The organism is Natronohydrobacter thiooxidans, from assembly GCF_001884735.1.
Lineage (GTDB): Bacteria > Pseudomonadota > Alphaproteobacteria > Rhodobacterales > Rhodobacteraceae > Roseinatronobacter > Roseinatronobacter thiooxidans_A.
This window is the reverse complement of sequence record NZ_MJAP01000003.1, coordinates 99187-125019: the sequence shown is the minus strand read 5'-3', so window position 1 is coordinate 125019 and position 25833 is coordinate 99187. Positions and strand designations below refer to the sequence as shown.

Annotated in this window: 27 protein-coding genes and 1 other RNA gene; 17 read left to right on the top strand and 11 right to left on the bottom strand. The window is 64.3% G+C overall.

Annotation, left to right across the window (positions count from 1 at the left end; genetic code table 11):
- The first annotated feature begins 8 nt into the window (after nt 1–8).
- Entirely contained in the window at nt 9–455 is a 447-nt protein-coding gene (locus BG457_RS03205) for a gamma-glutamylcyclotransferase family protein (RefSeq protein ID WP_071795572.1), read from the top strand.
- A gap of 24 nt (nt 456–479) precedes the next feature.
- A complete protein-coding gene (locus BG457_RS03200) occupies nt 480–1448 on the top strand; it encodes an amidoligase family protein (RefSeq protein ID WP_071795571.1) in 969 nt (322 codons plus the stop codon).
- A gap of 4 nt (nt 1449–1452) precedes the next feature.
- Here BG457_RS03200 and BG457_RS03195 read toward each other — a convergent pair whose 3' ends face one another.
- From BG457_RS03195 to BG457_RS20630, 3 genes are read right to left on the bottom strand one after another with little or no spacing between them, the layout of a single operon-like run.
- On the bottom strand, nt 1453–2385 hold the full coding sequence (locus tag BG457_RS03195) for a site-specific tyrosine recombinase XerD (protein ID WP_071795570.1): 933 nt from the start codon (nt 2383–2385) through the stop codon (nt 1453–1455).
- A gap of 4 nt (nt 2386–2389) precedes the next feature.
- A complete protein-coding gene (locus BG457_RS03190) occupies nt 2390–3961 on the bottom strand; it encodes a hypothetical protein (RefSeq protein WP_071795569.1) in 1572 nt (523 codons plus the stop codon).
- Nucleotides 3958–4092, bottom strand: a complete 135-nt coding sequence (locus BG457_RS20630; protein WP_281249211.1) for a hypothetical protein — start codon at nt 4090–4092, stop codon at nt 3958–3960. The genes BG457_RS03190 and BG457_RS20630 overlap by 4 nt, the downstream gene beginning before the upstream one ends.
- Before the next feature lie 138 nt (nt 4093–4230).
- Here BG457_RS20630 and BG457_RS03180 point away from each other — a divergent pair, with 138 nt between their 5' ends.
- On the top strand, nt 4231–4782 hold the full coding sequence (locus tag BG457_RS03180) for a shikimate kinase (RefSeq protein WP_175546727.1): 552 nt from the start codon (nt 4231–4233) through the stop codon (nt 4780–4782).
- On the top strand, nt 4779–5900 hold the full coding sequence (gene aroB, locus BG457_RS03175) for a 3-dehydroquinate synthase (RefSeq protein ID WP_071795566.1): 1122 nt from the start codon (nt 4779–4781) through the stop codon (nt 5898–5900). Before BG457_RS03180 ends, aroB begins: the two co-directional genes overlap by 4 nt.
- A 150-nt stretch (nt 5901–6050) precedes the next feature.
- Here aroB and BG457_RS20135 read toward each other — a convergent pair whose 3' ends face one another.
- A complete protein-coding gene (locus BG457_RS20135; protein WP_175546718.1) occupies nt 6051–6227 on the bottom strand; it encodes a hypothetical protein in 177 nt (58 codons plus the stop codon).
- Between the two features lie 680 nt (nt 6228–6907).
- Between BG457_RS20135 and BG457_RS03170 the strand changes: the two genes are divergently transcribed.
- A complete protein-coding gene (locus tag BG457_RS03170) occupies nt 6908–7414 on the top strand; it encodes a DUF1097 domain-containing protein (protein WP_071795565.1) in 507 nt (168 codons plus the stop codon).
- Nucleotides 7415–7565: 151 nt separating this feature from the next.
- Here the strand turns inward: BG457_RS03170 and BG457_RS03165 are convergent, their stop codons facing one another.
- The 3 genes from BG457_RS03165 to BG457_RS03155 form a co-directional block, all read right to left on the bottom strand.
- Nucleotides 7566–7904, bottom strand: a complete 339-nt coding sequence (locus tag BG457_RS03165) for a DUF427 domain-containing protein (protein WP_071795564.1) — start codon at nt 7902–7904, stop codon at nt 7566–7568.
- 79 nt (nt 7905–7983) lie between these two features.
- A complete protein-coding gene (locus BG457_RS03160) occupies nt 7984–9795 on the bottom strand; it encodes an aminopeptidase P family protein (protein ID WP_071795563.1) in 1812 nt (603 codons plus the stop codon).
- Between the two features lie 72 nt (nt 9796–9867).
- Nucleotides 9868–10473, bottom strand: a complete 606-nt coding sequence (locus tag BG457_RS03155) for a GcrA family cell cycle regulator (RefSeq protein ID WP_071795562.1) — start codon at nt 10471–10473, stop codon at nt 9868–9870.
- Between the two features lie 142 nt (nt 10474–10615).
- Here BG457_RS03155 and BG457_RS03150 point away from each other — a divergent pair, with 142 nt between their 5' ends.
- Nucleotides 10616–11431: an ABC transporter permease gene (locus BG457_RS03150; RefSeq protein ID WP_071795561.1), complete on the top strand. Its 816-nt coding sequence runs from the start codon at nt 10616–10618 to the stop codon at nt 11429–11431.
- A 96-nt stretch (nt 11432–11527) separates the two neighbouring features.
- Complete coding sequence (locus BG457_RS03145) at nt 11528–11932, top strand: c-type cytochrome (RefSeq protein ID WP_071795560.1); 405 nt, start codon at nt 11528–11530, stop codon at nt 11930–11932.
- Nucleotides 11933–11983: 51 nt separating this feature from the next.
- Here BG457_RS03145 and ggt read toward each other — a convergent pair whose 3' ends face one another.
- From ggt to ffs, 3 genes are all read right to left on the bottom strand, one after another.
- A complete protein-coding gene (ggt, locus tag BG457_RS03140) occupies nt 11984–13783 on the bottom strand; it encodes a gamma-glutamyltransferase (protein WP_071795559.1) in 1800 nt (599 codons plus the stop codon).
- A 125-nt stretch (nt 13784–13908) separates the two neighbouring features.
- Nucleotides 13909–14571 carry a class I SAM-dependent methyltransferase gene (locus BG457_RS03135; RefSeq protein WP_071795558.1) on the bottom strand — a complete coding sequence of 221 codons (663 nt, stop codon included), beginning with the start codon at nt 14569–14571 and terminating at the stop codon, nt 13909–13911.
- A 92-nt stretch (nt 14572–14663) separates the two neighbouring features.
- Nucleotides 14664–14760, bottom strand: an RNA gene (ffs, locus tag BG457_RS03130) — signal recognition particle sRNA small type.
- Nucleotides 14761–14880: 120 nt separating this feature from the next.
- Between ffs and BG457_RS03125 the strand changes: the two genes are divergently transcribed.
- From BG457_RS03125 to BG457_RS03110, 4 genes are all read left to right on the top strand, one after another.
- Nucleotides 14881–15498, top strand: a complete 618-nt coding sequence (locus tag BG457_RS03125) for a TetR/AcrR family transcriptional regulator (protein ID WP_071795557.1) — start codon at nt 14881–14883, stop codon at nt 15496–15498.
- A gap of 216 nt (nt 15499–15714) precedes the next feature.
- On the top strand, nt 15715–16110 hold the full coding sequence (locus BG457_RS03120; RefSeq protein WP_071795556.1) for a DUF2852 domain-containing protein: 396 nt from the start codon (nt 15715–15717) through the stop codon (nt 16108–16110).
- 137 nt (nt 16111–16247) lie between these two features.
- Nucleotides 16248–17453, top strand: coding sequence for a BAR domain-containing protein (locus tag BG457_RS03115; protein WP_071795555.1), 1206 nt, complete (start codon nt 16248–16250; stop codon nt 17451–17453).
- 3 nt (nt 17454–17456) lie between these two features.
- Nucleotides 17457–19379, top strand: a complete 1923-nt coding sequence (locus BG457_RS03110; RefSeq protein ID WP_071795554.1) for a peptidoglycan -binding protein — start codon at nt 17457–17459, stop codon at nt 19377–19379.
- 25 nt (nt 19380–19404) lie between these two features.
- Here BG457_RS03110 and BG457_RS03105 read toward each other — a convergent pair whose 3' ends face one another.
- Entirely contained in the window at nt 19405–19914 is a 510-nt protein-coding gene (locus BG457_RS03105; protein WP_175546717.1) for an Lrp/AsnC family transcriptional regulator, read from the bottom strand.
- Between the two features lie 117 nt (nt 19915–20031).
- Between BG457_RS03105 and BG457_RS03100 the strand changes: the two genes are divergently transcribed.
- The 6 genes from BG457_RS03100 to BG457_RS03075 all read left to right on the top strand — a co-directional run bounded on the left by BG457_RS03100 (nt 20032) and on the right by BG457_RS03075 (nt 25829).
- Nucleotides 20032–21132 (top strand): MFS transporter, encoded by a 1101-nt coding sequence (locus tag BG457_RS03100; RefSeq protein ID WP_245770916.1) that lies wholly within the window; start codon nt 20032–20034, stop codon nt 21130–21132.
- 142 nt (nt 21133–21274) lie between these two features.
- Complete coding sequence (mdh, locus tag BG457_RS03095) at nt 21275–22237, top strand: malate dehydrogenase (RefSeq protein WP_071795551.1); 963 nt, start codon at nt 21275–21277, stop codon at nt 22235–22237.
- A gap of 252 nt (nt 22238–22489) precedes the next feature.
- Nucleotides 22490–23683 (top strand): ADP-forming succinate--CoA ligase subunit beta, encoded by a 1194-nt coding sequence (sucC, locus tag BG457_RS03090; RefSeq protein ID WP_071795550.1) that lies wholly within the window; start codon nt 22490–22492, stop codon nt 23681–23683.
- Nucleotides 23684–23706: 23 nt separating this feature from the next.
- Nucleotides 23707–24390: a sulfotransferase family 2 domain-containing protein gene (locus BG457_RS03085; protein ID WP_139257526.1), complete on the top strand. Its 684-nt coding sequence runs from the start codon at nt 23707–23709 to the stop codon at nt 24388–24390.
- Nucleotides 24391–24412: 22 nt separating this feature from the next.
- Entirely contained in the window at nt 24413–25297 is an 885-nt protein-coding gene (gene sucD, locus BG457_RS03080) for a succinate--CoA ligase subunit alpha (RefSeq protein ID WP_071795548.1), read from the top strand.
- Between the two features lie 34 nt (nt 25298–25331).
- Nucleotides 25332–25829 (top strand): DUF805 domain-containing protein, encoded by a 498-nt coding sequence (locus BG457_RS03075; protein ID WP_071795547.1) that lies wholly within the window; start codon nt 25332–25334, stop codon nt 25827–25829.
- Nucleotides 25830–25833 lie beyond the last annotated feature (4 nt).

Below are 25833 nucleotides of genomic sequence, written 5' to 3'. Positions count from 1 at the left end.
TATAGCCCATGAACATCCTGATTTCTAAACCGTCTTTCTGGCTCGCGCTGATTGTCCTGCTTCTCGGCATCTGGCTGATGATTTCGCGCGCTCCGGTCTATTTGCCACGGCTGGACGCCAATGCGCCACCGCCGCCGGACGAGGACAGCTATGTGTTCGGCTTCGCCACACTGGCCAATCCGTTGGTGCGCTTCATCGTGATCGGGCGACCCGTGCCCGCAGAGCCTGCGCAGTTGCGCGGATGGCAACGCAACCGGCGTGACCTGCGCGGGGAACCTTCCATGGTGCTCGACGGGGTGCGCTTCCGCGTCAGCCCGGAAGAAATGGTGCGCCTGGACCGCTATGAGCGAACCGGCCGCAGATACCGCCGTGATTTGATGGTACTGGAGGACGGCACCTCGGCCTGGGTCTATCGTCTGAAGGCCGCCGAGGGGATCGAGGCCGTTCACGACTGACAGCGAACAGGAAAGGGCATCGTGATGCTGCATGACCGGATCGAGCGTCGCCGCTTCTGGCCGCTGCCGGACCATGCAGGGGAAAGCAGCGCTGCCCGGCGGACGGGCTTTGAAATCGAGTTCGCGGGGCTGGATGTGGGCGAGACAGCATCGCTGGTTCAAGCCCTCTGGGGGGGCACGATCCGCCCGTTGCATATACGCGCGTCTGTCATCGAAGGCGGTCTTCTCGGCGATGTGCAGGTCGAACTCGATATCTCCTTGCGGAAGGCATGGCTTGAGGAACTGGCCGCGCAGGCGCTGGGCGATCTTGTGCCGGTCGAGATCGTTACCGCGCCACTGCGACAGGACCAATTGTCGGAATTGACGCGACTGGTTGCGGTTCTGGCCGGAGCCGGGGCGATGGGCACACAGGCGCGGCTGGGCTTTGGCTTTGGCGTGCATCTGAATCCCGCATTGCCGCCAGGTGGGGCAGACAGCCTAATTGCCGTCATCCGCGCCTATGCGTTTCTGGAGGGCTGGCTGCGCGGCTCGGCACCGCTCGACCCCGCGCGTCGCGCGCTGCCTTTCGTCAAATCCTGGCCTGCCACGCTCGTCGATGCACTGGCCGATCAGGCGCGCTGGTCCCCGGCGGGTCTGGCGCGACTCTATGCCATGCTGGCCCCGGCGCGCGGCTACGGGCTCGATCTTCTGCCCGCTTTCGAATATTTGTGCCCCGAGGCTCTGAGCGACGTGCCGCACTCCCAGCTCAAGGGCGGACGGCCCGCCTTTCATTACCGTCTGGCAGAATCGCGCCTTGGCGATCCAGACTGGTCTTTGGCCTATGAATGGAACCGCTGGGTGCTGGTCGAGCGTGTTGCTGCCGATCTGCCCTTGCTGACCCAACTCGCAGCGGGTTGGCAGGCCCATCGCGACCGGGTCTTGGGCCACAGACAGGACTGGATCGCGTTTTGCGAGGACCTGTTATCGGGCGCAGATGGCCTGATGCCGGAATGACCGTTCAGCGCTTGGCCAGTGGGTGATGCTCCAGCACCAGCGTTTTCAGCCGTTCCTCCAGAACATGCGTATAAATCTCGGTGGTCGATACATCGGCATGCCCGAGCAGGGTCTGGATCGCGCGCAGATCGGCGCCGCCTGCCAGCAGATGCGTGGCAAAGGCATGGCGCAGCACATGCGGACTGATGCGGCTGGGATCAAGCCCCGCCTGAAGTGCCATCTCGCGCAGCATCAGAAAGAAGGCGACCCGGCTCAGATGCCCCTCGCGCCCCTTGGACGGAAACAGGAAACGCGGCTCGGGCAGGCGTTTGGCGCGCGCCTCGGACGCGCTTGCGTCCCAATGGGTCAGCCAGATCTGCAACGCCTCGCGGGCAGGCTCCGAGAGCGGCACCATGCGCTCCTTGCCGCCCTTGCCGCGCACAAGGATCATCTGCGGACCGCCACGCACAGCCGCGACTGGCAGGCTGACCAGTTCGGTAACGCGCAGGCCCGTGGCGTAAAGCAGTTCCATCAGGCAGGTGTTGCGCGCCCGCTCGGCCTCGGACCGGCCCAGTTTGCGCGCGGCGGCCAGAAGCGCCTCAACCTCGGAATGGCTGAGCGTGACGGGCAGTTTCTTCGATTTGCCCGGCCCGCTGATCCGGCTCGCCGGATCATCCTTGCGCCAGGCTTCGGCATAGGCGAAGCGGAAAAGCTGCCGGATCGCCGCCAGCCTGCGCGCGCGCGTTGATGCGGCCAGCCCCTGTGCATCGCAATGGACCAGATAGGCTTCGATATCCGACCGCGCCAGCGTCCCGACGCCAAGCCCCCTGTTCTCCGCCCAATCCGCGAAATCGCGCAGATCGCGCGCATAGGCCAGTTGCGTGTTGCGCGCCGCGCCCTGTTCGGCGGCATGGGCGTCCAGAAAGGTCGAAATCCAGCGCTGCGCCTGCGCGTCCATGCGCTCAGCCCCGCCGTTCCAGAAGCAAAAGCTCGATTGCGATCTGCCGCGCGGCGCTCTCAAGACCCACGGCACGCAGACGCTGCAGGCCGCGTGTTGCGGCCACAGGGTCACCAGCAGCGGCCTGCGCGATCTGGGTCAAGGCCTCCAGAACAATCAGGCCAAGGGCGCCTTCCTGCTTCTGCGCCTGTACCTGCTCCGACAGAGGGGCGTCCTGAAATCCCTGCCAGATGGCGCTTGCCATCTCCGGCGTGTCAATCTCGGGCAGGGGCGCGCCCCGCGCCAGCGCCATGACGAACTGCGCCGTGGGGGTGTCAGGGGCAAGCTCGGCAGCGCGGTCAAGCCGCTCCTGCGCCAGAAGCAGTGCGGCCCACAGGATTTCGGAGGCCTCCGCTGTCAGCGGCACATCCGCCAGCGCTGTTGCGTGGATCGTGGCAAAAGCGCCCTCCAGTTCCACCGCCGCAAAGAGGGGCCAGCCCTCCACAAGCTCCGCGCTGATCGCGTCGCTGTCCTTCGCGGCCAGCGCCCTGTCCAGCCCCTGCATGGCGCGCACGCGTTCCCACATCCCCCCAGAGGCGGCCGGACGGCGCTGTGTGTAAAGCCCGTGCAACCGGTTGGCCTGCAGGACTTCCATCCGGGTCAGTCGCTCGGCGGCGTCGAGCTGTGCCCGCCAGCCGGACACACCGCGCAGATCCGCATGGGCGAAAGCCACAGGCAGATGGGTTGTGGCCACGGGATCCCCGAGTGCCTCCAGGATCCGCCAGCCCAGCGGCGTGATGTTCTGCGGCGGTGGGGGCAGGAAATCGGCTTCTTCCTCGTCCAGAAAACGCATCAGCAGCCCGGCTTCGGCAGCATCGATCAGCCCAAGGCTTCGCGCGACCTTCAGGCTTGTCCAGGCCGCCTGCCATTCCCCGTGTCGCGCCATGCAGAAAATCTGTGCGGCCTGTCCTTCGGTCGCGCTGATCATACCGCTCATCCGGGCGCAGGCCCGATCCTCTTCGCCCAGCAGCAGCGATATGTCGAAGGCGCGGGCACGCAAAGCGGCGCTGGGTTCGGCGGCGGCATCAATCAACTGGCTGGCTTGTTCCAATGCGCCAAGGCTCACCAGCTTGTCGATCCGCGCAAGCAAAAGCGTGCCGCGCGTTTCAAGCGTCAGGCCATACGGGGCGGCGAACTCCGCCATCAACAGGCGCAGGCCGAGCCGGGCCGCACTGGGCAGCGTGTCGCCGGGAATCGCCTCTATCGCCGGAATGATCTCGGCCAGCGGACTTGGCCCCCAGAACTCGCGCGGCAATCCGATGCGCTCTGCGGTGAAAAGCCCGGTTGCGTCCAGTTCCGCGCCGGTCAGGGGGGCCACCGTGATGGTCTCGAAATGCGATTCCGGCAGGACCGGCGAAGGCTCGATCATCTGCGGCGGGGGCTCAGGCGCCACAGCCGGCGGCGGTGGCTCGCGCAACGCCTGTTCCAGCCAGTCGATCGCCGACAGCGGGGCACCATTCTCTTGGGCGGAAACAGCGGCCGGGGCAGAGGCAAGGCCCAGCACAAAGGCCAGACAATATCGCGCCGCCGGGGTCAATTCACCTCCAGCGTGACCGGAGTTTCTACAGTGCTGCGCGTCGCCGACAGGTCGCCTACGAAGGCAAAACCCACCACGGCAAGCGCCGCCAGCATCACAAGGATCAGCACCAAGCGGAAGATATATTTCATAACGGCCTGCCTTTCTCGCGCCTCCCCCTCTTTCGCGACCTGCATTCGGGGGGTTTTCCGGTCGACAATGCCGCATTAACACGACAATAAACAGACTGGCCAACAAAAGTTGAACAGCGCAAGGTTACGGGAGTCGCGATTGGCATGAAACTGCACAAGACAGTCGTGCTTGTTGGCATGATGGGCGCTGGCAAGACCGCTGTGGGTAAGGAACTGGCGCGCATGCTGTCCGTGCCCTTTCGCGATTCCGACGAGGAAATCGTCACCGCCTCCAGAATGACCATCGCCGAGATCTTCGCGCGCGATGGTGAGGAATTCTTCCGCGCCCGCGAGGCCGAGGTGATTGCCCGGTTGCTGCGGGACACGCCATCGGTGTTGTCCGTGGGGGGTGGGGCCTTCCTCAATGGCGAGACGCGCGCATTGATCACCGAACTGGGCGTTTCGGTCTGGCTGAAGGCCGATCTCGACCTGCTCTGGGCGCGGGTGCGCCACAAGACGACACGGCCCCTGCTGCGCACAGACAACCCGCGGCAGACGCTTTCGGATTTGTTAGACGCCCGCGCGCCGGTCTATGCGCTGGCCGATCTGGTGGTCGAGGCGCGTGTCAGCTATGCCATTCCCGACATGGCACGCGCGGTCATGGCGGAATTGCTCACCCGCCCGGATGTGCTGGAAGGACAAAAAACATGACACAGATCGACCGGGTTCATGTCCCGTTGGGGGAACGTGCCTATGACGTGGTGATCGGGCAGGGCCTTCTGGCGCAGGCCGGGGCGCTGATTGGCCCGCTCTTGCAGCGCAAACAGACCGCGATCCTGACCGAGACGCGTGTAGGCGCGTTGCATCTTGCGGCGCTGGAACAGGGGCTTGCCGCAGAGGGGATTGCAGCACAGTCCCATGCCCTGCCCCCCGGCGAGGCCACCAAGGGCTGGCAGGGGCTGACCGAGGCCGTCGAATGGCTGCTCGATGCGAAAGTTGAGCGCCGAGATATAGTGGTCGCGCTGGGCGGCGGGGTGATCGGCGATCTTGCGGGTTTTGCGGCCGCGATCCTGCGGCGCGGTGTGCGCTTCGTTCAGGTGCCGACCTCGCTTCTGGCACAGGTGGACAGTTCGGTCGGTGGCAAGACCGGGATCAACACGCGCCACGGCAAGAACCTTGTGGGCGCCTTCCACCAGCCAAGCCTCGTTCTGGCCGATATCGACCTGCTCGACAGCCTGCCTGTGCGTGATTTTCTCGCGGGCTATGGCGAGGTGGTGAAATACGGTCTGCTGGGGGATGCGGCTTTCTTCGACTGGCTGGAGCGCAACGGCCCCGCCATGGCGCGCGGCGACAAGGGCGCGCGCCACTACGCCGTGCGCCGCTCGGTCGAGATGAAGGCGGGCATCGTCGCACGGGATGAAACCGAACAGGGCGAGCGCGCGCTTCTGAACCTTGGCCATACGTTCTGCCATGCGCTGGAAGCCGCGACCGGCTATTCCGACCGCCTGCTGCATGGCGAAGGCGTGGCCATCGGCTGCGCGCTGGCCTATGAGCTTTCCGCGCGTATGGGGCTTTGCGCGCAGGAAACCCCCGGCCGGGTGCGGGCGCATCTGCGCGCGATGGGTATGACCACGGATCTTGCGGATATTCCCGGCGATCTGCCGGGCGCCGAGGCGCTGATCGGCCTGATGGGGCAGGACAAGAAAGTTCAGGATGGCCGGTTGCGCTTCATTCTCGCGCGCGATATCGGCGCGGCTTTTGTCTGCGATGATGTGCCTTCAGAGACGCTTCTGGCGGTGCTCAACGATGCCTTGGCCGCGCGCGGGTAAAGCAATTTCAGAAAAAGTTGATAGACTTTTGCGGTTCGAAATTGCGACAATACAAGAAGCTAAAGCGTTTCAGAGATTCACCGAAAAGTCGAAACGCTTTAGGCACGATCTGTCACACGCCATAGCCTGCCCGGAATGCGCTGGGGTATGTCAGGCTGACCGCCACTCGGACCAGAGCATTGTTGCCACCATGGTCAGGACAAGTGTCACCGCACCTGTCAGGCTATAGATCAGCAGCGCCATCCCGAAGCCGTAGTCACCGATGACTGCGGCAATCGCGAAAATCATCCCGGTACATATGGCCAGAGCGAACTGGATGATCAGCATGACGAACCTTCTCGCATCTACTGCATTTCACCTTCGGCACTGTTTCCCGATTCTTACCGAAAGCCAATGACCTAAGCGGGATTGTGGCATTATCTGCGACAAATGCAACTGTTAGTTGTGCGGTTAATTGATGTTCTCGCGCAAGGCAAGAAAGCCGCGATCAGAAGATAGTGTATATCCCGTGAGCGGCGCGCGGGATGGCGGTTTCTCGCCATTCAGCGGCATTCGGCTCCGGCGCAGACCCGCCAGGCGCCTTGTCCTGCGGATACTGGTGACGGTTTGGCGCTGGAACGCGGATATCAGGGAATGGCCACAGGATCGGCGCAGTCCTCGGATGCATTGCCCTCTTCAGATAACGGGATTTGCCTTGATGCCTGACCTGACGGATGGAGCATACAAGCGCGCTTCGCTTCCGTTACGGGCGAGATGCGGGTTCACCCGATAGCGTCGCCCCGCCGCGCGCCTGTTGCCATGGTCGTATAAACTTTGGTCCAATTTCCGTGCGGCCCCCGGCCAAGCTAACCTCCCGCCGGGCCGCAGTGGAGTGACCGCGATCAGGGGGCGGCCCGCTATACCGGAAAACGCGCATCGCAAACGCAACCCGCGTTTGAGGCGGGCCGCCTGTCGGTCTGCACCGGCAGCCTGCCGGTTGTGCATACAGCAATCAGGAGGGACTATACATGAATATCATCAACGCATTGGCGCTGTCCATCGGCGTTCTGGCGGCAGTGGCGACCTGGCTGTGCCTGGGCACGGATTTGGGGCTGCTGGTCTGGGCGCTGTTCATCGGCTGGGGCAGTTTCTACCATAGCGGTGGCAAGACCGACGGACTGGTGAAATCCGCCGTCAACCATGGCTGGGGCGTGGCCGTCGCGGCGGTGGCGCTGTTTGTGGTCGGCACCGTGGGCGGACCGGTTACGGTGGCCTCGATCATCGTCGGGGTATCGGTGGTGGTGCTGGTGCTGGGCGCCCATCTGCCGGCGCTGTCGACCATTCCGGCGGGGGTTTACGGCTATGCCTCGACGGCGGCCTTCCTGCTGCTGTCGGGTGTGGCCATAGGCCAGATCGGAGCGGTAATCCCGGCGGCGGCAATGGTGCTGGTGTCGCTGGTGCTCGGCAACCTGTTCGGCTTTGTCTCGGAAAAGGTCGCGGGCAGTGTTGCCAGGCCCGCCCCGGCTGCCGCCTGAGGCATTGTCTTCCCGATCCCGTGCCAAGGGACCGTTCCGCCGGAGCGGTCCTGCACCGGCAGGGCAAATCCCGCGTCCGGCCCCCTGCGGGCCGGATGCCTCGCGGCCCGCGCCGCACAGCAACTGCGCGTCCGGAAGCGTGGTCTCGGGCTCAGACCCGTTCGACCGTCACCTTGCCTGCGTCAAAGGCCAGATAATCGCGCACGGACTGGGCCTCTGCGGTCGGGTTGGTCAGGCTGTAGCCTGCATTCTGGATCAGTCCCTCGGGGCTTGAAACATGGTAGAATACCCCTTCGCCGCGATCATCGCAAAAGAGCGGGCGGTCAGACTGGTCCAGAACGACCGAGGCGATATCTTCGCGCGGGAAGTAGATCACGAAAGGATAGTCACGCTGGACCATCTCCAATGCGCGATTGCTTTCACCGATCACGGCGCCATTGGCGCGCACCACCCAGGTTCCCTTGGCAGGGTAGATCCTGACATTCGTCATGTTTCTGTCCTCTCGTCTTTGGCGGTACTCTGGCAGGTTTTGCCCTCAGGTGCAAAGTGGTCAAATGCGCGCGGGTAGATCAAAGTGGCTGGCAGGCCGCCTCCAGCCACCGTGCTGCCGGTTCCTTCAGCACCGGTCGCAGCAGCGTCAGCACGCGAGCGTGATAGCTGTCGAGCCAGTTCCGTTCGTCAGTCTCAAGCCGATCCGCGAGAATCAGGCGCCGGTCAATCGGCGCGAGGGTCAAAGTCTGGAATTCCAGCCAGTCGCGCGCATCGCCGCCTGCGGGCGGCGTCGCCTTGCGCACGGCGATCAGATTCTCCAGCCGGATGCCAAACCGCCCTTCAAGATAATAGCCCGGCTCATTCGACAGGATCATGCCCTCGGCCAGTGGCACGGTCGAGATGCGCGACAGCCGCTGCGGCCCTTCATGTACCGACAGAAACGCCCCCACACCATGCCCGGTGCCATGGTCATAATCCCGCCCCAGCAGCCAGAGCGGGTAGCGCGCCAGCGCATCCAGATGCCCGCCCGCCACCCCGCGCGGAAAACGCGCACGCGACATCGCGATCATGCCGCGCAGCACCGCGGTGAAACACTCTGCCTCCAGCGTTCCCACCGGACCGATGGCGATGGTGCGGGTAATATCGGTGGTCCCGTCCAGATATTGCCCGCCGGAATCGACCAGCATCAGATCGCCGGGGATCAGGCGGCGATTGCTGTCTTCGGTCACGCGGTAATGCACGATCGCGCCATTGGGACCAGAGCCCGCAATCGTGTCGAAACTCAGATCCTGCAGCGCGCCGGTCGCCGCGCGGCAGGATTCCAGATGGCGCGCAATCTCGATTTCCGTCAGAACATGCGCCGGGTCCGAGACGAGCTTCTCCGCCTCGCCGTCCAGCCAGGCCAGAAACTCCACCATCGCCGCCCCGTCGCGCAGATGCGCGGCCTGCGCGCCAGCGAGTTCCGCGTCGGTCTTGCGCGCCTTGGGCAGCAGGCAGGGATCTTGCATGAACACGGTCTCGACCGAGGCTTCCCGCAGCAGATCGACGATCTGCACCGGCACTGTCGCCTTGTCGAGCCGCACCGGCCCCTGCAGGGTGCGCAGCGCAGGCTCGAACGCCTCGACCGGGCGCAGATGCACCGCATCGTCAAACTGCAGCGCGGCGCATTTTTCCGGTGCGCAGAACAGATCAACCCGGCCGTCATCATGCAGGACTGCGAAACCCTGCATCACCGGAACGCGCGGCAAGTCACCGCCGCGAATATTCAAGAGCCAGCACAGGCTTTCCGGCTGGGTCAGGACACAGGCGCGCTGACCGGCCTCGCGCAGCGCCTTGGCGATGCCTGCGCGTTTTTCCAGCGTTGTCTTTCCCGCCAGCGCTTCGGGATAGGCGCGCGCCGGGACCATGGGCGGGGCAGGGCGGTCGGACCAGAGCGCGTCAACCGGGTTCGCGATGCGCTTCAGTGTAATCTCCGTGCCCGCCAGATCGCGCTCCAGCGCCTCGATCTCATCGGGCGTATGCAGCCAGGGATCAAAGCCGATCACCGCGCCGCTCTCGCAGGCCCCGCGCAGCCAGTCGGCGGGCTTGGTCTCGGGCCAGTTGACCGGGGTGAAGACATCGGCGCATTGCAGCCGCGCCTGCACGCGGTAGCGCCCGTCCACGAACAGCCCCGCCCGGTCAGGCAGCACGATGCAGAACCCCGCCGAACCGGTAAACCCCGTCAGCCAGGCCAGCCGCTCGTCACAGGCGGCGACATATTCGCCCATATGCGCGTCAGACCGCGGGATAATCACCCCGTCCAGCCTCTGTGCCTGCAGCGCGTCACGCAATGCAGACAGGCGCGGCGGCCCCTCCTCGGGCCGGGTGGTGGCGGAATAGCTCTGAAACATGGTTGGTCCTGCGCGCAAGCCTCACTTGCGCCCAGTGGTAAAGCCCTGCGTCAGAGCGGTCAATCGCGCGGCTTACCGTTTACGGTCGCGCCGGGTGCTCATGGGCTGGAATGCAACCGCGACATGCGCCTCGCAATACGGCTTGCCTGCCTGAACCGGCAATCCGCAGAACCAGAAATCATCGGTTGCCGGATCACCAATCGGCCATTTGCAGGTCCGTTCGGTCAGTTCTAGCAGCGTCAGCTTGCGCGCGGTCTTCTCGACCTCGCGCACCGTGGCCAGCGCCTCGGGGTCAATCTCATTGGCCGAAGGCTGCGGCGGCAGCGGCTGGCCTGCGGGAATGATCGGACGCGGCGTATAGGCTTGCGGTTCGGGCGCCTCGGCCTTGGGCGCCTCTGCCGCCTTGGCCTGCGCGGCGCGTTCTGCCTTGGCCTGCGCCAGATTGACCACGGGTGCGGCGGGCGCCGCAGCGACCGGTTCGGGCTTGGGGGCCTCTGCCACGGCCTTGGGCGCCTCTTCGGTTTCCGGGCCGTTGCGATTGGACAGGCCCAGACGATGCACCTTGCCGATCACGGCATTGCGCGTCACGCCACCCAGCTCCTTGGCGATCGTCGAGGCCGAATGGCCCTCGTTCCACATCTTCTTGAGCAATTCGACACGCTCATCAGTCCAGGACATGACGTCAACTCCGGTTGCGGGCTTTGCGACAGCGCTCCCCCATGGAAAAGCGCGAGAGGATGAAATACATGGCTATGGTGCGAAAGACAATCGCCCAGAGGCGTGAAACCACGCCCAAACGGGTAATAGAGAGGCGCAGAGCATGGGACAGAAGGTGAAAACAGGCTACCAGATGGGCATGCGCCGCTTCGGGCGCGTCAACTGGCTCGGCCTTGCCGCGCTGGCAGATCGCGAGATCAAGCGCTTTCTGGTGGTATGGACCCAGACGCTTGCCGCGCCGCTGGTCACGGCAGGGCTGTTCCTTGCAGTCTTTACCCTGGCCATAGGCCCGCAGCGCGGCGAGGTGCTGGGCGTGCCCTTCACCGCCTTTCTGGCCCCCGGCATCCTGATGATGACCGTGATCCAGAACAGTTTTGCCAATACCTCCTCCTCCATCGTCATTTCGAAGGTGCAGGGTAACATTGTCGATACCCTCATGCCGCCGCTTTCGGCCATGGAATTGCTGCTGGGCTATCTGGCAGGCGGCATCGTGCGCGGGCTGATGGTGGGCGCGGTCATTGCCGCCGCACTCTGGGCGCTTCTGGGGCAGGGGGTCGCGCATCCGCTCTGGCTGTTCCTGTTCCTGACGCTCGGCGCGGCGTTTCTTGGCGCGCTCGGGGTCGCTGCGGGGATCTTGTCCAACAAGTTCGACCAGATCGCGGCGATCACCAATTTCATCGTCGTGCCGCTCTCTTTCCTGTCAGGCACCTTCTATTCCATCGCCACACTGCCGCCTGCGCTGGAGACGGCCAGCCGCCTGAACCCGGTCTTCTACCTGATCGACGGGGCGCGCTTCGGCATGATCGGGGCCTCGGATGCCTCGCCGTGGCTGGGGCTTGCGGTGGTCTTCGGTGCGACAGCGGCCATCTCTGCACTGTGCTGGCGCTGGCTCCAGACCGGCTACCGGCTCAAGCCGTGATCCCGCAACAGTGCCGGGTTCGTGACCGCGCGCCCGTTGCGATCTGGCCAAATCACGCTTATATCACGGAAAAATCAGCATGAAGGCGTGCCGGGCATGAATATTCTTCCGACCCTTGCGACCGGAGTGGCTCTTGCCGCCAGCCTTGGCAGCGCTGTGGCGGATGAAGCGCGCTGGCGCGATTGCCGCACCTGTCACACGGTCGAAGCGCCCGATGGCAATGTGCTGGCACGCGGCGGGCGGTCGGGGCCGAACCTTTACGGGATTGCGCGCAGGCCGCTGGCCTCGGCTTCGGGTTTCGCCTTCTACTCCAATGATATGCGCGCGGCGGCTGCAACCGGCGCACGCTGGAGTGAAGAGAATTTCGTGGCCTATCTGGCTGGCCCTGACGAGTTCCTGCGCCGCGTGACCGGCGACGACAATGCCCAGAGCGGCATGCATGTCGAATTGCGCACCGGCGGGCGCGAATTGTATCGCTGGCTGGAAAGCCTGTCGAACTGAACCCGACAGGCTGGCAGACCGCAAGGCAGCACCACGCGGTCTGATCTGGTCTCACTCGCCCAGAGCAATTCCTTCACGGCGCGGATCAGCGCCGCCGCGCAAACTCTCGCCAATCGAGATCGCATGCAGGCCCGAGGTCAGCGCCGTCACATTGGTCTGGAACCCCATCTCTGAGAGCGGATCGACCAGATCCTCGGCCCATGTGCCTGCCTCGATCTGATAGGTGCCGAAACTGTTGACCAGATGCGGCATCGACACGGCCTCCTGCACATCCATGCCCCAGTCTAGATGCGCGATGATTGCCTGCGCGGTGAAGCCGATGATCGTGGCCCCGCCGGGGCTGCCGATGCTCAGCACGGGTTCGCCGTCGCGCAGCACAATCGTCGGTGACATCGACGAGCGCGGGCGCTTGCCGGGCTCGACGCGGTTCGCAATCGGCCAGCCCCCGGCATGGGTGCGGAAGGAGAAATCCGTCAGCTCATTGTTCAGCAGCAGACCGCGCGTGAAAATCCGCGCGCCAAACCCGCTTTCGATGGTCGTGGTCATCGACAGCACATTGCCCGCAGCGTCCACAATCGAGATATGCGAGGTCGCAGGCCGTTCCTCGCGCAGGTCATCGCCCCAGAGCGCCGCATGATCCCAGGCAGGTTCCCCCGGCGCGACTTCGGGCAGCGCATCATCGCCGCGCAGCAATTCGGCGCGCGCGGCCAGATAATCGCGGTCGGTCAACCCCTTGACCGGCACTGGCACGAAATCGCTATCGGCCAGATAGCGGCCCCGGTCCGCGAAAGCCAGCCGCGTGGCATCGCCCATCAGACGGCGCGTCTCGGGCGCTTGCGGGTCCATGGATGGCAGGTCGAAATGCTCCAGCTTGCCCAGAATCTGCGCAATCGCCACCGCCCCGGAGGAGGGTGGCCCCATTCCACAGACATCATGCGCGCGGTATTCATAGCAGATCGCCGGGCGCTCGATCACCTCGTAGCGCGCAAGATCGGTCAGCGACAGCAGCCCCGGATGCTCGTCTGTGCGCGTCGCGGCTACGATATCGGCCGCAATCTCGCCAGTGTAGAAGGCGGCAACGCCCCGCGCCGCGATCTGGCGCAGCGTGTCGGCATAATCCGGGTTGACCAGCCTATCCCCTGCGGCAAGCGGCGCGCCACCGGGCAGGAAATAATCTGCCGTCGCGGGGAAGACCGCCAGCGTTTCGGCGGCACCCGCGACCGAATCGGCCAGACGGGCCGAAACCGTGAACCCGTCCTCGGCCAGTCCGATCGCATCATCAAACAGGCTGCGCCAGTTGGCCTGCCCCCAGCGGCGATGCGCCTCTTCCATCAGGCGCGGGGTTCCGGGGGTTCCAACCGAGCGGCCAGAGACGACAGCAGTCTGGAAATCCAGTGGCTCGCCCTCGGCATCGAGAAAATAGCGCGGATCGGCGGCCAGGGGCGCGGTTTCGCGCCCGTCCAGCGTGGTGATCTCGCCGGTCGCGGCATCATGCCAGACCAGAAACGCCCCGCCCCCAAGGCCCGAGGATTGCGGCTCGACCAGCCCCAGAACCGCCTGCACCGCAACCATGGCATCGGCGGCAGTCCCGCCCTCGCGCAGCACCCGCGCCCCGGCCTCGACCGCCAGCGGATTGGCCGCGGCCACCATCCAGCTCTCGGCCTCGACGCTCTCGCCTGCGGCTTTCGCGTCAAGCGCGGCGCGGGCAGCATCGGAAATGCCGGGAAAATCCTGCGTGACCTCGGTCTGCGGCTCCGGCACCACCACATCCGATGTCTGTTGCGCCATGACCGGCCAGGCGGCCAGAAAAGCCCCTAAAGCCGTTGATGTAAAACGATAACTCTGGATCATCCGACCCTCCCTTGCTGCAAGGCCCTGTTGATCAGGGCAGGCAGCCCGCATGCTGCCGCGGGCCATTGCAACTCACGGTAGTATCGCAGGCAGGGTCTGGCAACCCGTTTCGGGCCGGGCGTTGCTCAGGCCATCGGCGTGGCGGTGAACAGGATCTGCCCGCGTGGCAGCATCCGTGTGCTGCGGGCCAGATGCCATCCGCAGGACTGCGCCATTTCTTCCAGTTCGCCTGCGATCAGATGATAGGGCGCGCGCTGGCCATGTGTCACGACGCCATCCGCCTGCCGATAGGGCATCGCCGCCGCCGCGTCAGGCGCCAGAAAGACTGTGAACAGGAATTTCTCCAGCCCGATGAAGCGGCGCAACCGGCTCAGGGCAAGCTGCAGGCGGCTGCGCGGAAGATGCGGAAACACCGCAAAGGCAATCGCATGGGTGATCCTCTCCGGCACGCCCGGAAAGGCGAAATCCGCATCCTCGATCAGCTGCGCCGGATCCAGCCGACCCGGGTCATCCAGTTCGGCATGATACCCCGCCAGCATCAGCGCGCGCGACGCATCCGTCGCCCAGTAATGCCCCGGTTCCAGATAGGGCACCGCCTTGCAGCCCAGACGCAGCGCCCCGGCACCGATGTCGAGCAGGTGATGATGCGGCGCAAGCCCGGCCTCGATCAGCGCCGCCAGTGCAATCCGCCCGGTTTCATCCCAGCGCCCGCCGACAATCGCTCGGTGCCGCCCTGCCGCCAGAGCAGCATCGTAGAAGCCATCCGTCTCATAGGGATTGATCGTCATCAGGCTCGCTTCTTCGGCAAAGAGACATCTGGCCGCACGCCCCGCACGGCGTTGCACCGCAATGCGAAAGGCAGAAGGCAAGCTTGGGAAAAGGTGAGAGGCTGGACAGCGACCCAGACGGGAAATGCTGCGGCTGCTTCCTTCCGGACCTGACCGGGTTGGCAAGGCGTCTGCCCGCGCCAACCTCTCGACGCTGCAGATAAGGGTTTCATGCAGCTTTTGCAAGCAGGCCCGATGCGGGGTTTGCAGTTTCCCATCGCAGCGGTTTGGCCTAGAGAAGGGATACGGGGCAGGGAGTAGCGCACCATCATGGCCAAACGCGGCTATCATCACGGCAATCTGAAACAGGCACTGGTCGAGGCCGCGCTCGATCTGATCGCCGAGAAGGGCCCGCAAGGTTTCACCATGGCCGAGGCCGCGAAGCTGGCCGATGTGTCTGCGGCCGCCCCTTACCGTCATTTTACCGGGCGCGAGGACCTGATCGTGGAACTTGCGCGGCAGGGGTTTGAGCTGTTCGCGGATCTGCTGGAATATGCCTATCGCGATGGCCAGCCCTCGCCCCTCGCGGCGTTCGAGGCCGTGGGCCGGGCCTATCTGGCCTTCGCGCGCAAGCATCCGGGGCATTATGTGGCGATGTTCGAATCCGGCATCTCGCCCAATGCGACGCGCGATCTGGCGACAGCCTGCGCGCGCGCCAACAAAGTTCTGGTGCGCGCCGCCGATGACCTGTCGCAACGCCTGCCCCCGGACCGACGCCCGCCGACCGAAATGTTCGCCGCCCATGTCAGCGCCATGAGCCACGGCATTGTCGAACTTTACGCGCGCGGCGCCCCCGGATCGCGCGGCCCCTTCACGCCAGAGGATCTGCTGGAAACCGGAATCGGGATCTATCTGCGGGGCCTGGGGTTTCTGGAGCCGGATCGCTGAACCGGCGCATTTTGCAGTCGCCCGTCACATCCGTTGCTGCGAATGGCGTCTCGTTTCAGGGCGGCCGCGCAGCTATCTATCTGAAACCGTGAGAAAATTCTTCTCACGCTACACGAAGCTCTGAAAATCGCCACACGCACCCTTGAACAATCCGGCTTGCCTCCCATTTATGTAAATGTTAATAACATTCACACCAAGGAAAGAGAGGGAAACGACATGACAACAGCGACTGCTCACCTGTCCTGGCCCCGGCGGGCGGAAAGCTGGCTTGACGGCTATGGCAAGCTCGGCTGGATCGCCGCGATGGTTCTGGGATTCATCCTGTTCTGGCCCATCGGGCTGGCACTATTGGCTTACATGATCTGGGGAAAACAGATGTTCGGAAAATCCTGCCGCTCGAAAATGCACCATGGCACGGCGGCCTGGCGCAGTTCTGGCAACAGCGCCTTTGACGCCTATAAATCGGACATGCTCAAGCGCCTCGAAGATGAACAGGCGGCTTTCGATGCCTTCCTCAAGCGCCTGCGCGAAGCCAAGGACAAATCGGAATTCGACATGTTCATGGATGAAAACCGCCGCCGCCGCGAGAATGAGGCGCGCGAAGAGGCGTGACGACAAACATATGACACCGCATGGCCGTCCTGATCCGGGCGGCCATAATCTTTTGTGGTCAGTGAAATATGCGGTTGGCAGAGCGCAGGGACTGACCTAGGGTGGCCATAGTTAAAAGAGGATCAGGACGCCCGATCATGGCCAGATCCCAATTTGGGGTGCAGACGCAGTTTTCCCGGCCCGTGCGCCAGATCGTGATGATGCTGGTTGTGCTCGTGCTTGTGGCCGTGGGCACATGGTTTGCCCTGCCGCGGGTGGCGGGCATCTTTCTTGCGAATATCTGGCTCAACGGCTTCATCTTTCTGGTCTTTGTGTTGGGGGTATTCGCGACCTTCTGGCAGGTGATCCAGCTCAACCGCTCGATCATCTGGATCGAAGGCTTCGCCGCCGACCGCCCCGGCCATGAAGCAACAATCCCGCCCGCCCTGCTTCTGCCGCTCGCGGCACTGCTGCGCGGGCGAGGACGGGGCAGCAAGATCAGCTCCAGCTCCGCCAGCTCCATCCTCGACTCGGTCGCAACCCGTCTGGACGAATTGCGCGACATCACGCGCTATATCATTTCTCTGCTGATCTTCCTTGGCCTGCTCGGCACATTCTACGGGCTGGCGACGACCGTGCCTGCCGTGGTTGACACGATCCGCTCGCTCGCGCCCGAAGACAACCAGACCGGGATTCAGGTCTTTGACAATCTGATGACCGGGCTGGAAGCGCAGCTTGGCGGCATGGGCACGGCGTTTTCCTCATCGCTTCTGGGGCTCGCGGGCTCGCTTGTGGTGGGGATGCTGGAGCTTTTCGCCGGGCATGGCCAGAATCGCTTTTACCGCCAGCTTGAAGAATGGCTCAGTTCGATCACCCGTCTGGGCGTTGCCGGTGACACCGAAGCCGGCGGCGAAATGGGGGCGATCATCCAGGTGCTGGACGGTATGGCCGAGCAGATGGAAGCCATGCACCGCCAGCAAATCGACGCCGACCGCGAACGCGCGCAGCTGGATCAGGCGCTGGGCTATCTGGTCGAGGCCATCGACAGGCTGGCTGCAAGCGGTGGTGTAGGGCAGGGGGCTGACGCGTCCGACACCGGCGCCGCGCTCGATCACGTCGCGCGCGGGCAGGAAGAGTTGCTGGCCCATTTCCGCGAACATGCCGCCGAATCCGGTCCTGCCGCGCAGGCCGAAATCCGTCTGCGCCTGCGCAATATGGACAGCCAGCTTCTGCGCATCGCCGAGGAAGTCTCTGCCGGACGCCTTGAAAGCACGACCGATCTGCGCTCGGATCTGGCCAATCTGACGCTTGCGGTGCGCCAGCTTGCCCGCACAGGAATTGGCGCGCGCCGGGACGAGGGCTAGGCCATGGCTCTGGCGCGCAAATCCGGGCAACGCCGCGATGTTTCGGGCGCGATCTGGCCGGGTTTCGTCGATGCGATGACCGCGCTGCTTCTGGTGCTGATGTTCGTGCTGTCGATCTTCATGATCGTGCAATTCGTGCTGCGCGACACGATATCGACACAGGATACCCAGCTGGAGGGGCTCAGCGCCGAAGTCGCAAGCCTCGCCAATGCGCTCGGGCTGTCGCGGGCGCGTGTGTCAGCGCTCGAAGGGCAGGTCGGCGATCTGACAGAGGATCTGGATCAGTCCCGCGCCCTTGCTGCCGCCCAACTGGCCCAGATCGCGGCGCTGGATCGTGACCTTGCCGCGCGGGGTGCCGAACTCGACGCCGCTCAGGCCCGCATCACCGATTTCGAAGCCCAGGTCGCGGCCCTGATTGCCGCGCGCGACGCCGCGATTGCGCAGGGTGAGGCGCTGGCGGCGGATGTCGCGGCGCTGGAAGAAGCGCAGGCCCAAGCGCTGTCGGAACAGGAAGCCCTGCAACTCGCGCTGGCCGCGCTGCGCGATGAACTCAGCGCCGAGGCCGAAGCCGCCCGTCTGGCCGCTGCCCGCGCCGATGCGGTCGAGGCCGCGCTTGCGCAGGCCCGTGCCGAGGCCGTGGCGCAAGAGGCGACACTCGCGCAGCTCTCCGCCGCCCTTGCCGAGGCTCAGGAGGACATGCGCAGCCGGGAAACCTCGCTGGCCGCGCTGGCCGCCGCCCTTGCCGAATCCGAAGACGCACGGCAGGAACTGGCGCAGGCCGATGCCGCATTGCGCGCCGAACTCAGCGCCGCCGAAGCGGAAGCTCTCGCCGAACAAGCCGCCGCCGAAGCCCTGCGCGCCCGTCTGGAAGATACCGAGGCGCAACTGAGCGAGGAGGAACGCCGCCGTCTGGCCGATCTCGCCGCGGCCGAAGCCCTGCGCGCGCAACTCGCCGATGCCCAAGCCCAACTCTCCGAGGAAGAAAGCCGCCGTCTGGCCGATGCCGCCGCCGCCGAGGCGCTGCGCGCGCGGCTTGAAGATGCCGATGCCGAACTGACCGCGATGACACTTGCGCTGGAAGAACAGCGCCGCCGCGCCGAGGAAACCCTGACGCTGCTGGCGGCAGCGCGGGCAGGGCAGGAAGAGCTTGAAGCCGCGCTGGCGGTGGAAATCAGCGAACGCGAACGCCTTGCCGCGCTGCGTGCACTGGCCGAATCCGCGCTGGCCGAGCGGGATGCGCAAAGCCTAGACGACCAGCGCCGTCTGGAACTGCTCAACCAGCAGGTCGCCGCCCTGCGCGGGCAGGTCGGGGGCTTGCAGGATCTGCTGGGCGAGGCGCGTGCCCGCGACGAGGCCGCCCAGACCCAGATCGAAAGCCTTGGCGCGGATCTGAACCTCGCGCTGGCACAGCTTGCCGCCGAGGAACGCCGCCGCGCCGATCTCGAAGCCGCCGAGCGCGAACGGCTGGAAAGCTTCCGTTCCGAGTTTTTCGGCCAGTTGCGGCAGGTGCTTGAAGGGCGGCAGGGGGTCGAGATCGTCGGCGACCGTTTCGTGTTTTCCTCCGAAGTGCTGTTCGAGCTTGGCTCTGCCGATCTCGCCGCCGAGGGGCGCGCGCAGATCGGCGATGTGGTCGCGATCCTCAATGACGTGGCCGACCGCATCCCGCCCGATATCGACTGGATCCTGCAGGTCGAGGGCCATACAGACAATCTGCCCATCGCGCCCGGCGCACGCTTTGCCGATAACTGGGCGCTGTCACAGGCCCGCGCGCTCTCGGTGGTACGCTACCTGACAGAAGAACGCGGCTTCCCGGCCTTCCGCCTGTCGGCTGCGGGTTTCGGCGAATACCGCCCCGTGGACCCGCGCAACACCTTTGAAGCCCGCTCGCGCAACCGCCGGATCGAGTTGAAACTGACCGAGCGGTGACGGGAAAGCCGGGAATTTCCCTCAGTCAGCGCGGCTCGCCGGTTTCCGGCAGTTCCGGCATCGGGCCGCGCTCCAGATAGGTGCCGAGCGCAACATAGCTTTGCGTCGCGCGCACGCCCTCGACCTCCTGAATCCGCGACAAGAGCTTCTCCAGACTCGCCGGGCTTGAACTGCGGACTTTCAGGATCAGGCAGGTGTCGCCGGTGACAGTGTGGATTTCCTCGACATCTGCCAGTTCCTGCAAGGCAAGGATCGGCCGGGTCATCCCCCAGCCCTCGGTCGTGACATGGATGAAGGCCAGAAGCGGGCAACCGATCTTCTCGCCATCGAGCTTCGCGACAACGCCCTGAATCACCCCGTCCCGTCGCAACCGCTTCACCCGTTCATGCACCGCCGGGGCCGAAAGATTGACCAGCTTCGAGAGTTCGGCATAGGGCCGGTCGGCGCGTTCGGCCAGCAGCCTTAACAGCTTTCGGTCCGTCTGATCGAGGCCCGAGGGATGCGGCTTGTCGCGCCGAATGGCATTCGTTTTCATCGGAGTGTTTCCTGATTTCATTTGCTTGGATCGCAAAATAGGCGCCATTTATGTCGCATGATATACCAAGAAAATATGATTCCGTCGAACCCTGTTCGGCACTTGCAGGTCGCAGCCTTGCTGGCAGCGGTGTTGCTGGTCGGTTCCAACGCCTTCGTCCTCAGCCCGATCCTGTCGGAAGTGGCGCAGGGGCTGGCGAGCGAGCCTTTCCGGATCGCCTGGGCGATCTCGGCATTCGGCGCGGCAACGGCAGTATCGGCGCTGACATTTGCCGGGGTGATCGACCGCATGCCCGCCGGTCGGGTTCTGGGCGGCGCGGCGCTGCTCTTGGCACTGGCGCAGGGCGCAAGCGCGATCAGCGGGAACTGGGTCCAGCTTTGCCTGTCGCAGGCCATGGCCGGGGTCGCGGTCGGCATTCTGTTGCCCGGCACCTATGCCACAGCTGCAGCAACGGCCCCGGCGGGGCGAGAAGCGGCGCGTCTGGGCCTTGTGCTGACCGGATGGGCGCTGTCGCTGGTTCTGGCGGTTCCCCTGGCCGCGCTGGTCGCGGGGCAATTCGGCTGGCGGATGGTCTATATCCTGCTGGCCGCGCTTTCCACAGTGGTTGGCCTTGGACTGTTCCTGTCGCTGCGCGGCGTGCTGGGCGAGAGCGTGATGCGGGTGTCCCCGTGGCGGGCCCTGCGCCTGCCGGGTATCGGGCCGCTGCTCGTGGTGATGTTCACCTTCATGACCGCCTTTTACGGCAGTTACGCTTTTTTCGGAGAAGGCATCCGCGCGGCCTTCGGCCTCTCGGTGCAGGGTGTGGGCCTGTTTGTACTGGCTTACGGACTTGGCTTCGGTCTGGCCGGGCTCGGGCTTGGCCTGATCGCGCCGACCATCACCCGAGGCTACTTGCTGCTGGTCCTGCTCGGGATCACGACAAGCTATGCCGGCTGGGGTCATGCCCTGACGGCGCCGGTGACGGCATTCATCGCCGCCATGATCTGGGGCATTCTGAATCAGCTTGGCCTGAACGCGCTGGTGGTGTCCCTGACCCGGCGCGCAACCGGCGCGCGCGGCGCGGTGATGGGGCTGAACAGCGCCGTGACCTATGCGGCGGTTTTCGCCGGGCCGGTCATCATGGGCCCAGTCCATGCGAGCGCGGGCTTTGTGGCGGTCTCCGGTGTTGCCGCGGTCCTGATCCTTGCCGGTGCGCTGGTCAGCCGCAAGGCCGGATAGGCAGCCTCCGCCGCATCCGCCTGGCCCCTTCCGCCCGCATCCCGTCAGCGCTACCAACCTTCTCCCCCGCGCCATGCTCTTGCAATACAGGCCCCAAGGCTCTAGGCACGTCGCGTCATAACCAACGATCCGGAGATCACTGATGGCCAGACCCAAGATAGCACTGATCGGCGCGGGACAGATTGGCGGCACGCTCGCCCATCTGGCCGCCATCAAGGAACTCGGCGATGTAATCCTGTTCGACATCGCTGAAGGTACGCCGCAGGGCAAGGCGCTCGATATCGCCGAATCCGGCCCTTCCGAGGGCTTCGATGGCCGTTTCAAGGGCACCAATGACTATGCCGATATCGCGGGCGCCGATGTCTGCATCGTCACCGCAGGCGTGCCGCGCAAGCCGGGCATGAGCCGCGACGATCTTCTTGGCATCAACCTCAAGGTGATGAAATCCGTGGGCGAGGGCATTGCCGCCCATGCCCCCGATGCCTTCGTCATCTGCATCACCAACCCGCTTGACGCGATGGTCTGGGCGCTGCGCGAGTTTTCCGGCCTGCCGCATGCCAAGGTCGTCGGCATGGCAGGCGTGCTCGACTCGGCGCGCTTCCGGCATTTCCTGTCGCTCGAATTCAACGTCTCCATGCGCGATGTCACGGCTTTCGTTCTGGGCGGGCATGGCGACACGATGGTGCCGCTGGTGCGCTACTCGACCGTGGCAGGCATCCCGCTGCCCGATCTGGTCGATATGGGCTGGACCACCAAGGACCGTCTGGACGCCATCGTGCAGCGCACCCGTGATGGTGGCGCGGAAATCGTGGGCCTGCTGAAAACCGGCTCGGCCTTCTACGCGCCTGCGACCAGCGCCATCGAGATGGCTGAAGCCTATCTCAAGGACCAGAAGCGCCTGCTGCCCTGTGCGGCCTGGTGCGATGGCGAATTTGGCCTGAAGGGCATGTATGTGGGCGTGCCGACGATCATCGGGGCCGGGGGCATCGAGAAGGTTGTCGATATCAAGATGACCAAGGATGAGCAGGCGATGTTTGATAAATCCGTCGACGCCGTGCGCGGTCTGGTCGAGGCCTGCAAGGGGATCGATTCCTCACTGACCTGAGCCCGTCCGCGACTCAACCGATCCAGAGGCCGCGCCGTCAGGTGCGGCCTTTTTCGTCGACGCGCCCTGTTTGCGGTCACATATCGCCGGGCTTCAACCCTCCGCGAGAATATGTGATCACACTTTTGAAAACTGTGATCACGAAGTCCCGATTTTCTGCCGATCGCCTCAATTTACGGCAGATTATCGTTGTTTTTCGCGCTCAGTCTGCCATGCACGGGGCGCAAGATATGACAGGAACGGGACAGGTCCATGAATATTCACGAATATCAGGCCAAGGGACTGCTGCGCTCTTACGGGGTGCCGGTCTCGGATGGCCGCATCGTTTTCAAGGCGGAAGAAGCGAAATCGGCAGCCGGTGAACTGGACGGCCCGCTCTGGGTGGTCAAGGCGCAGATCCATGCCGGCGGTCGCGGCAAGGGCAGCTTCAAGGAAGCCTCTGCCGGGGAAAAAGGCGGCGTGCGTCTGGCCAAATCCGTGGCCGAGGCCGAGGAGCACGCGAAAGCGATGCTGGGCCGCACGCTGGTCACGCATCAGACCGGTCCCGCTGGCAAGCAGGTCAACCGCATCTATATCGAGGATGGCTCGGATATTTCGCGCGAACTCTATCTCGCGCTGCTGGTGGACCGTGTGTCCTCGCGTATCAGCTTTGTCTGCTCGACCGAAGGCGGCATGGATATCGAAGAAGTCGCAGCACATACGCCCGAGAAAATCCTCTCCTTCTCCATTGACCCGGCAACGGGCATTCAGGGCTTTCACGGCCGCCGCGTGGCTTTCGCGCTGGGGCTGGAAGGCAAGCAGGTCAAGCAATGCGTCGATCTTCTGAACAAGCTCTACAAGCTCTTTGTCGAGCGCGACGCCGAAATGGTCGAGATCAACCCGCTGATCGTGACCACCGATGGCGACCTGAAATGCCTTGATGCGAAAATGGGCTTCGATTCCAATTCGCTGTATCGTCAGCCTGATATCCTCGCACTGCGCGACGAGACTGAGGAAGACCCCAAGGAACTCGCGGCCTCGAAATATGACCTGAACTATATCGCGCTCGATGGCGAAATCGGCTGCATGGTCAATGGCGCGGGTCTGGCGATGGCGACGATGGATATCATCAAGCTCTATGGCGCAGAGCCTGCCAACTTCCTCGATGTGGGCGGCGGCGCGACCAAGGAGAAAGTCACCGAGGCGTTCAAGATCATCACCTCCGACCCGAATGTGAAAGGCATCCTTGTCAATATCTTCGGCGGCATCATGCGCTGCGACATCATCGCCGAAGGCGTGATTGCCGCGGTCAAGGAAGTCGGTCTGCAAGTGCCGCTGGTGGTGCGTCTGGAAGGGACGAATGTCGATCTGGGCAAGGATATCATCCGCAATTCGGGCCTGAACGTCATCGCGGCGGACAACCTCAAGGATGGCGCCGAGAAGATCGTGAAAGCGGTCAAGGGCTAAGGCATCCGGCGCGGGAGAGGGACGTGATCGCAGCTTTCGACAGCTTTGGAGTGGCTTTTGTGGGGGTGCCGAAATGCATGTCCACATCGGTGCTGCGCAGCTTCTACAAGCTCGAACACGGGGCCGCGTTTGATCGCGCGGGGTTTGGCGGCAATATCCACCGCTTCTACCGTCAGCGCGTGGCCGACCGGATCGCAAGCGTGGAACCGCCCGATCTGGCGGCGCTCAGGGGGTTGTGGATCTTCACCATCATCCGCAACCCGATCCGCCGCCTGCTTTCGGTCTACACCAACCGCGTGCAGGATCATCGCGATATCGCCAAGGCGCTGGAAAAAGCGCCCGATGCCACGCTTGATCCGATGCCCTCTGCCGATGCTTTCTTCCGTGACCTGCCGCGCTACCGCGCGCAGGTGCCGTCAATCAAGCACCACACAGACAGTTTCGCGCAATTCCTTGGCCCCGATCTGGCACGCTATGACGCCGTATTCCGGGTCGAGGATGCAGGCGCGATGCAACAGACACTTTCGGAACGGCTGGGCCAGCCCTTCGTTCTGGAAAACGAACAGCGGTCCCGCGCCAGCCTCGCCCTTGACGATCTGTCATCCGAGGCCCGCGCGCAGATTGTCACCCATACTCATCCCGATTTCGAGCTGTTGGCCCCGTTCTACAGTTTCGAGACCAGTTTGCGCCCCGCACAGCGCGCCTAGATACACAGGAGTTCAGACCCCAATGGCCGTTCTTGTCGACAAACATACCAAAGTCATCTGTCAGGGCTTCACCGGCTCGCAGGGCACCTTCCATTCCGAACAGGCCATCGCTTACGGCACGCAGATGGTGGGCGGCGTGACGCCCGGCAAGGGCGGCAGCACGCATCTCGACCTGCCGGTGTTCAACTCAGTGCATGAAGCGAAAGCCAGGACCGAAGCCAATGCCAGCGTGATCTACGTTCCGCCCCCTTTCGCCGCAGATTCCATCCTTGAGGCCATCGACGCCGAAATGGAACTGATCGTCTGCATCACCGAGGGCATCCCGGTTCTCGACATGATGAAGGTGAAGCGCGCGCTGGAAGGGTCGAAATCGATCCTCGTTGGCCCGAACTGCCCCGGTGTCATCACGCCCGACGCCTGCAAGATCGGCATCATGCCCGGCCATATCCACCGACGCGGCTCGGTCGGTGTGGTCTCGCGTTCGGGCACCCTGACCTATGAGGCCGTCAAGCAAACGACCGATGTGGGCCTTGGCCAGTCCACCTGCGTGGGCATCGGCGGCGACCCGATCAAGGGGACAGAACATCTCGACGTGCTGGAATGGTTCCTCGCCGATGACGAAACCGAATCCATCATCATGATCGGCGAAATCGGCGGCAGCGCCGAGGAAGAAGCGGCACAATTCCTGAAAGACGAAGCCAAGCGCGGGCGCTCAAAACCGGTCGCAGGCTTCATCGCCGGGCGCACGGCCCCTCCGGGCCGTCGCATGGGCCATGCCGGCGCGATTGTCGCGGGCGGCAAGGGCGGCGCCGAAGACAAGATCGAAGCCATGAAATCGGCGGGCATCGTGGTCGCGGACAGTCCGGCAGGTCTGGGCGAGGCCGTGCTGAAAGCCATCGGCAAGTAACACGGGCAAGGCGTCAATCGCAGGAGGCGCAGGAATGACATTCGTGGACGCAGTGAAAAGCGGTTTCCAGAACGCCCTGAAATTTTCGGGGCGTTCGCGCCGCCCGGACTACTGGTGGTTTTTCCTGTTCGTCTTCGCCGGGGCATTCGTGGTCGGCCTGGTCGAGTTGCTGATCTTCGGTCAGGGCCGCGTCCTTCTGACACGGATCTTCCAGATCGTGGTGTTCCTGCCCTTCCTCGCGGTGGCCTGGCGCCGCCTGCAGGATACCGGCAAACCGGGCTGGTGGGTGCTGGTCCCGAGCGCGATCGTGATTGTCAGCGCCCTCATAGCGGGCTCGATGAGCCGTCAGCTCATGGGCCGGATGGTCCATATGGGCGAGACGCCCATGATGACCGGGGCGCAACCGGGCCTGATCGTGATCCTGTTGCTGGCGCAGATCCTCGCGGGGATCGTGATCATCTGGTGGATGTCCCGGCCCAGTCAGAAAGGGGCCAATGCCTACGGCCCCGAACCGCGCGTGCGCGGCAAGTAACGCA

Excerpts from the sequence above, each read along its gene's own strand:
- BG457_RS03205 (WP_071795572.1), top strand. The coding sequence starts at position 9 with ATGAACATCCTGATTTCTAAACCGTCTTTCTGGCTCGCGCTGATTGTC.
- BG457_RS03200 (WP_071795571.1), top strand. The coding sequence starts at position 480 with ATGCTGCATGACCGGATCGAGCGTCGCCGCTTCTGGCCGCTGCCGGAC.
- BG457_RS03195 (WP_071795570.1), bottom strand. The coding sequence starts at position 2,385 with ATGGACGCGCAGGCGCAGCGCTGGATTTCGACCTTTCTGGACGCCCAT.
- BG457_RS20630 (WP_281249211.1), bottom strand. The coding sequence starts at position 4,092 with ATGAAATATATCTTCCGCTTGGTGCTGATCCTTGTGATGCTGGCGGCG.
- aroB (WP_071795566.1), top strand. The coding sequence starts at position 4,779 with ATGACACAGATCGACCGGGTTCATGTCCCGTTGGGGGAACGTGCCTAT.
- BG457_RS20135 (WP_175546718.1), bottom strand. The coding sequence starts at position 6,227 with ATGCTGATCATCCAGTTCGCTCTGGCCATATGTACCGGGATGATTTTC.
- BG457_RS03170 (WP_071795565.1), top strand. The coding sequence starts at position 6,908 with ATGAATATCATCAACGCATTGGCGCTGTCCATCGGCGTTCTGGCGGCA.
- BG457_RS03165 (WP_071795564.1), bottom strand. The coding sequence starts at position 7,904 with ATGACGAATGTCAGGATCTACCCTGCCAAGGGAACCTGGGTGGTGCGC.
- BG457_RS03160 (WP_071795563.1), bottom strand. The coding sequence starts at position 9,795 with ATGTTTCAGAGCTATTCCGCCACCACCCGGCCCGAGGAGGGGCCGCCG.
- BG457_RS03155 (WP_071795562.1), bottom strand. The coding sequence starts at position 10,473 with ATGTCCTGGACTGATGAGCGTGTCGAATTGCTCAAGAAGATGTGGAAC.
- BG457_RS03150 (WP_071795561.1), top strand. The coding sequence starts at position 10,616 with ATGGGACAGAAGGTGAAAACAGGCTACCAGATGGGCATGCGCCGCTTC.
- BG457_RS03145 (WP_071795560.1), top strand. The coding sequence starts at position 11,528 with ATGAATATTCTTCCGACCCTTGCGACCGGAGTGGCTCTTGCCGCCAGC.
- ggt (WP_071795559.1), bottom strand. The coding sequence starts at position 13,783 with ATGATCCAGAGTTATCGTTTTACATCAACGGCTTTAGGGGCTTTTCTG.
- BG457_RS03135 (WP_071795558.1), bottom strand. The coding sequence starts at position 14,571 with ATGACGATCAATCCCTATGAGACGGATGGCTTCTACGATGCTGCTCTG.
- BG457_RS03125 (WP_071795557.1), top strand. The coding sequence starts at position 14,881 with ATGGCCAAACGCGGCTATCATCACGGCAATCTGAAACAGGCACTGGTC.
- BG457_RS03120 (WP_071795556.1), top strand. The coding sequence starts at position 15,715 with ATGACAACAGCGACTGCTCACCTGTCCTGGCCCCGGCGGGCGGAAAGC.
- BG457_RS03115 (WP_071795555.1), top strand. The coding sequence starts at position 16,248 with ATGGCCAGATCCCAATTTGGGGTGCAGACGCAGTTTTCCCGGCCCGTG.
- BG457_RS03110 (WP_071795554.1), top strand. The coding sequence starts at position 17,457 with ATGGCTCTGGCGCGCAAATCCGGGCAACGCCGCGATGTTTCGGGCGCG.
- BG457_RS03105 (WP_175546717.1), bottom strand. The coding sequence starts at position 19,914 with ATGAAAACGAATGCCATTCGGCGCGACAAGCCGCATCCCTCGGGCCTC.
- mdh (WP_071795551.1), top strand. The coding sequence starts at position 21,275 with ATGGCCAGACCCAAGATAGCACTGATCGGCGCGGGACAGATTGGCGGC.
- sucC (WP_071795550.1), top strand. The coding sequence starts at position 22,490 with ATGAATATTCACGAATATCAGGCCAAGGGACTGCTGCGCTCTTACGGG.
- sucD (WP_071795548.1), top strand. The coding sequence starts at position 24,413 with ATGGCCGTTCTTGTCGACAAACATACCAAAGTCATCTGTCAGGGCTTC.
- BG457_RS03075 (WP_071795547.1), top strand. The coding sequence starts at position 25,332 with ATGACATTCGTGGACGCAGTGAAAAGCGGTTTCCAGAACGCCCTGAAA.